We start from the raw sequence: 6,077 nt of genomic DNA, 5'->3' as shown, positions 1-6,077 counted from the left end.
TAGAGTCTAATAATTTAGATACTGTCACCTTTTCTTTATTTTTCAGCAAGCCCTACTTACAAACTTGGAATTGTCAAGATATTCCGGGTGGATACAGTTTCCACCAGCTTATATGTCAAGAGGTAGTTAATGAGGAGAAAAAAAAGTGACTATTTTTACCTCTTACTATGCAGGAGAAATCAGAGGTGAAGCCGTCTCTATCTCTCTATATCCTCCAAAAGGCTTTCAAGGCAAGCATTTACCTTTATTTGCTCCAACGCCAGAGCTACTGAAATGGTGGAAGTCTTCAGCGTCAGATACTAATGCTGAACAAGAATACACCCGCCAATTCCACGAAATTTTGCTTTGTAGGCAGCAGCTGATTAATATTTGGGTTGCAAAACAGCAGCAAAACTCACATGACATGACATTGTGCTGCTACGAAAAAACTGGCGATTTCTGCCATCGGCATCAAGTTGGACGTGAAGTTATCCAACGATATCTGCCTAATCTTTGGGGTGGGGAAGTTGGGTTAGGAACTGTTACTAAGGAGAAAATGTCCACAAATTGTGGGCAAAAAATCATACTCCCAGCCACATACCCACCCCAAGTATTGAGTCTGATCAAGAAATGTCATGAGTTGGGGTATCCTGTAAAGTGCGATCGCTTAGAGTGCGGATACTACCAAATTACCCTCAATGGAGAAGACTTAGGTGTGTGGTCAGAGTTGGGTGTGCTTGCTGTATTGTCCGGGTTGCAGGAGAAGTTTTACCGTGAGCGCCTAATTCCGTCAGTGGCTATGGCTGCAAAAACCAAGGTTAAGAATAATCAGCAAGATATCAAGATGCCTTCGTGGGTTTTGGCTAGTGATACTCAGTCGGAAGTTTCAGCCCTAGTGGATCAGCCAGCAACAGAAGAGTTAAAGCCATCCCGCGCAGAAACACGTATTGTTGAGCAGATGAGTCTGCTTTGACTATTGTTGCGCGGTCTGGATCGCATCTGGTGTTGATTGAAAAACTGAATTTGGTAGGGATTTTTAGAAAAAGCTCAGGTTTCAAGTATTTGCTCTCGTGTTGAAGTGACGATCCGGCTTTGCAGATTGTGATCAAGAAATTGCTGGTCAGGTTTCCCTAATGGAGGGTAGCAGTTATAGATGGGAAATTACTTGAGTGCAATGAGTAAAAATTGCTGGACACATTGTAGCCATTGCCTCACTTTGATAAAAATTCCTTGTATACAGCGCTTCCTGGCTATTATGCAGCAATACAGTTTTTCTCCTTGCCCTCTCCTATCAAAGCTTTCAGATTTGGGGATGTACTTCATAGCTGCCGTAAGTGCTGTATTTTGAGTTAATTGAGTTTCAATAATTGAAAAGCAGTGGCTTCAATATAAAATATGGTGTTTAACCCTGTGTTTTCCTTTACCTATGCCGATCTTGACAGCAGAAATCCTCTGCTTAGAAGCTGAAATATTTTCATTAGCCGAGTCTCAGCATCCAGAACCTCTGCTGTATGGTGTTACTGATGGAAAAGCTGTCGGAACTTACCTGGAACAGAAATTTCGACTTTACTTAAAAGCTAAGTACGATTTCATACAAGGAAACTCTGCAAGTGGTATTGATTTTCCGGGGTTGCTTATAGATATGAAGGTAACAAGTATTAGACAACCACAATCATCATGCCCATTCAAATCTGCGCGTCAAAAAATTTTTGGGCTTGGCTATTCGTTGCTTATCTTTGTCTACGATAAGGCAGATAATAGTATAAACCGCACGGCAACTCTGAATATTTTGCATACGATTTACGTAAGCGCTGAAAGAACAGCAGATTTCCAGATGACACGTGGAATTTCTAATATTTTAGAAAACGAAGGTAATAAAGATGACCTAATTTCTTTTATGCTCGACCGCAATTTGCCTGTTGACGAACTTGAAGCAAGTAACATCGCGGATGAAATATTGATCAATCCACCTTTACAGGGATTTTTAACTATTTCCAATGCTTTGCAATGGCGGCTTCAGTATGGGAGAGTGATAGAACGTGCTGGTCAAGAAAAAGGTATAATTACCGTTTATAGAGCTAATCCCTGATGCGTATTGTTCAGAAACTTAAAATAGAATACGGTGATTTTCAAACGCCGATAGAATTAGCCGATCAGGTATGTAAAAAGCTAGTAGAGCTTGGTGTTAAGCCAGATATTATAATTGAGCCTACCTGTGGAATAGGAAATTTTGTTGAAGCTGCCTCATCTTGTTTTGAATCAGCAAAAAAAATTGTAGGAATTGAATTGAGCCTTGATTATTTTAGACAGATTCTAGAAGAAGAAAAGTTTTTACATGACCAAAGAATTGAAATTAAATGTGAAGATTTTTTTCAAGTAGATTGGTTATCACTAATAGGTGAATCAAATGAAGAAATATTAGTGCTTGGTAATTTACCTTGGGTAACAAACTCACAGCAGGGTAGTATTGGGGGCGTAAATTTGCCCAAAAAGAGCAATTTTCAAAATCATACTGGTTTAGATGCAATTACGGGAAAAAGTAATTTTGATATATCAGAATGGATGCTCATACAGTTTGTACAATACTTACAGAAGCATAATAGTTATCTAGCGGTGCTTTGTAAAACTTCGGTTTCTAGAAAAATATTAAATTATATCTATTCTGAAAAGCTAAATCTTGCTTACTGTGCAGTTTACAAGATAGATTCTAAAAAATATTTTGATGCTGCTGTTGAAGCTTGCTTATTTTTCTGCAAATTTGATTCAAACTCACAGAAGTATTATTGTGATGTATTTAATAGTCTTGAAAGCTTAGTTTGCTCTCGTATAGGCTATTCAAATAATATTCTTGTTAGGGATTTAATTACATTTAAACAAGTAGAAGACTTATATAATAAACAATCAAAAACAAAATGGCGTTCTGGTATTAAGCATGATTGCGCTAGCGTAATGGAATTTCGCAAAAATAATGACTATTTTATAAACGGGTTAGGAGAATCTTATGAACTCGAAGAAACTTATATTTTCCCTTTAATCAAAGGTTCTTCCGTTGCCCAAAATAAAACAAAAGCGACTGATCGATATATGTTAGTTACTCAAAGTCTCGTTGGCGAGTCTACTGAATCTATAAAATATTTAGCGCCTAAAACATGGGCATATTTAGAAAAGCACGAAAGTCTTTTAAATAGTAGAAAAAGTAAAATTTATCAAAATAGCCCTAAATTCTCTATTTTTGGTGTTGGTTCATATACTTTTGCACCTTGGAAAATAGCAATATGTGGACTTTACAAAAAATTAAGTTTTAGGTTAGTCGGTCAAATAAATCAAAAGCCTGTTGTTTTTGATGATACTGTTTATTTTCTCAGCTTTTTTGATGAGGAAAGTGCATACGAATCATATCAACTTCTAACTTCTTCATTAGCGAAAGATTTTTATTCATCTCTAATATTTTGGGATGAAAAACGTCCAATTAAATCTAGTATTTTAAATAGTTTAAACTTGGCAGCTTTAGCAAAGCTAGTACTTTAATGTGCTGTTTAGCAATACAATTATTGGTTTTCATAAAGGCACTTGTCCCGCCGCGCTACCTGCCGAAATTGAAAAACCTTTAACTTCAGCGATCGCTAATCAAACACAGAGGCAAGTAGAAGCAGGTAATTCCGCTTCGTTGTTGGCTGAAAATTCAGTTTCGGGTGTAGAAGTCAAAGCCGTTGATGAGGGTGAAGGTTCCACCGCGTCCGTGCCAAATCCCGAAAAGTGGTCGCATGAGGCGATTGTAACGAGGTCAAATGTGCGACCTGTAAGAAGGGAAAAACTGAATCGAGCGGCGAATTCAGGGGAGAATCCGGGGTTTGAGTTCTTGCAGGGTTGCTGGAATGATGACCCGGCTTTGCAAATTGTGATCAAGAAATTGCTGGCGAAGTGTCCGCAGTGGGGGATTGCGATTGTGGATGGGGTGTTGGTGGATTGGGAGAGGTAGTGAGTCTGTACAGCAGTCTATAAACTAAACTATTCATATTGTCATTTACGTATTGTAATGTCTCGTCCAAAACGTAACTTGCAATCTGGATTTTGCTACCACATTACAACCCGCTGCAATAATCGAGAATTTCGTCTCACGCGGTTGGAATGCCGTGAAGTCTTTCTTTATGCCATTAAGAAAGCACAGGAGAAATATAAGTTTAAGCTCTATGCTTTATGTATAATGTCGAACCACGTACATTACCTACTTGAACCCCAACAGCCTGAAGACCTTCCCAAAATCATGCACTGGCTCAACTGGTATACGGCTATGTGCTTCAATCGAATGTTAAACCGCACAGGTCACTTTTGGGAGAAGCGATATCACAGCATGGGTTTTGCTAATACCGACCAGCGACGGGCTTTAAATACCCTGCGATATATTCACGCGAACCCCAAAGCGGCCGGGATGCAGCAGGGTTATTTCTACGACTTCAGCAACTATGGCACTCATGACCGTTTGAGCAATGATGGCATTAAGCAATGGCATCCGGCGTTTTTACGGCTGGGTCGAACTTTGGAAGAGTGTGCGGCTAAATATCGCAGGTTTTGCCAAAAATATCGACCACAAGCTAAACCAGAAAAACGAAATCACTGGGGTAGCAATTTTTTACCATCAGTAATGAAGGGTGGGAAGGCAAAAAAGCCATCACCAGGGCAGATGAGTTTACCTTGGGACAAGCAGCGAGTAACCGAGAGTACGGAGGTGCATGAGGTAGCAACAAAATTTATTCAGGCGAATTGTTATTACTCCCCAGTGCCAGGTATCGGAATTCGGGAAGGTTTATCCTACCGTAAATCTGGACTTGGTAATAAATCTTTATAAATGTCTGAAAGCCTTAGATGTTACATTTTACCAGTCTCCGCGCGAGAGAAGAGACCCGTCTATGAAAATCCCCGTACACGTTCTCCCGGGCCTTGGGACTGAGTTGTTTCGTTTTGTGAGGCATACTGCCAACTGTATAAATAAATACTGGTAAAGATGAAGACGACGACGTTGTTCTTGATGCTTCTGGCACTTCTGGCACTGTCTCCTCTAACACATCTTTCAGTATTGCATTATAGCTTTGATTCCAGCCTACTTGTTCAGTAAACTTTTCCCAAACATCATCGTTATAGCTGTCCGTCCCGCCGAGACTTTGGAAAATCGCTGCTTGGATGCTAATGCCAAATTTATTGTTACTATTTTGAAGCCAGAGGCTATTGATTTCCCTAAGAGTTTCACAAGGGAAACTCTTCAGCAGTTCGACCACATTTTTATATTTTTCTTTAACCATGACTTGGCAAAAAATCCAAGCAGTTTCTTCATCTGCCTCTTTCCACTGTTTCTGCTGAAGATAGTTTTCCAACTGAGTGCATAGTCCATCTTTTACCAAATCATCAGCAACTTTCCTCAACTCTCTTTCAAAAGCTTTATCGGCTTCTAAGTTATGTTGAACTGCCAACATCTGGGAGAAGCCTTGCCTAAATCGTTCAGGATTTTCTTTGTTGGCGAATTTTAAGCGAAAGATTTCTTGCCATTTTTCTTCGCTTTCATTCTCTTTGTTACCCCACAATTCATGTAATTTTTCATGAGCTTTTTGGTAGAGAGAATATACTTCTGGTGCTTTAGGGAGGCGGATAGTGGGGATGATGTGGGGAAGAATGCGTGAAACTCGATAAAGCCGTTTGGATTCGTCTGGTTCGGGGCTGACTTCTATCAGTCCCAGTTTTAGCCCTGTTTGTAATTGCTGTTGATAATTAGGAAGCTCATCACAAGCCGCTTCTAAAGCTACCATTGGAACACGAATATCATAAACTAAGCAATAGCTAAGAATCTTTTGTAGTGGCTCATCAATTAGCTGATATAGCTCCTCCCAAATGATTTGAGCTTTCCATAATTCAGGGCTTTGTTCTAGTTTTGTTAATCTCGTTTCTACATCTATATTGCTTAATTCATCATTGAGGAATTCCAACAATCGAGGATTTCCATCTGCTAATTTTAACGCTCGTTCCCGTAAATTATCAGGTATTCTACCAGAGCTAAAATTTTCTAAGCGACTAAGTTTTTTAGCTAACTCAGCTTTTTTAAATGGTTC

6 protein-coding genes are annotated in these 6,077 nt (G+C 39.4%); 5 read left to right on the top strand and 1 reads right to left on the bottom strand.

Going from position 1 to position 6,077, the window contains the following annotated elements:
- Positions 1-145 precede the first annotated feature (145 nt).
- From VB740_RS35360 to VB740_RS35340, 5 genes are all read left to right on the top strand, one after another.
- Positions 146-952, top strand: coding sequence for a hypothetical protein (locus VB740_RS35360; RefSeq protein ID WP_323204469.1), 807 nt, complete (start codon positions 146-148; stop codon positions 950-952).
- Positions 953-1,405: 453 nt separating this feature from the next.
- On the top strand, positions 1,406-2,068 hold the full coding sequence (locus VB740_RS35355) for a restriction endonuclease (protein ID WP_323204468.1): 663 nt from the start codon (positions 1,406-1,408) through the stop codon (positions 2,066-2,068).
- Complete coding sequence (locus tag VB740_RS35350; protein WP_323204470.1) at positions 2,065-3,507, top strand: SAM-dependent methyltransferase; 1,443 nt, start codon at positions 2,065-2,067, stop codon at positions 3,505-3,507. The genes VB740_RS35355 and VB740_RS35350 overlap by 4 nt, the downstream gene beginning before the upstream one ends.
- Before the next feature lies 1 nt (position 3,508).
- Entirely contained in the window at positions 3,509-3,958 is a 450-nt protein-coding gene (locus VB740_RS35345) for a hypothetical protein (protein ID WP_323204467.1), read from the top strand.
- Positions 3,959-4,015: 57 nt separating this feature from the next.
- The gene (locus tag VB740_RS35340; RefSeq protein WP_323204466.1) at positions 4,016-4,825 is read left to right on the top strand and encodes a transposase; all 810 of its coding nucleotides are present in this window, start codon (positions 4,016-4,018) and stop codon (positions 4,823-4,825) included.
- 13 nt (positions 4,826-4,838) lie between these two features.
- On the opposite strand, the gene VB740_RS35335 is transcribed toward VB740_RS35340, so the two are convergent.
- The coding region (locus tag VB740_RS35335) for a GUN4 domain-containing protein (protein WP_323204465.1) at positions 4,839-6,077 on the bottom strand (1,239 nt) is incomplete at its 5' end.

The sequence above is a fragment of the Nostoc sp. UHCC 0251 genome (genome assembly GCF_034932245.1).
In the GTDB taxonomy this organism is placed as follows: Bacteria; Cyanobacteriota; Cyanobacteriia; order Cyanobacteriales; family Nostocaceae; genus Nostoc.
Note: the sequence above shows the minus strand (reverse complement) of the source record. Positions and strands in the feature narration are given on the sequence as shown.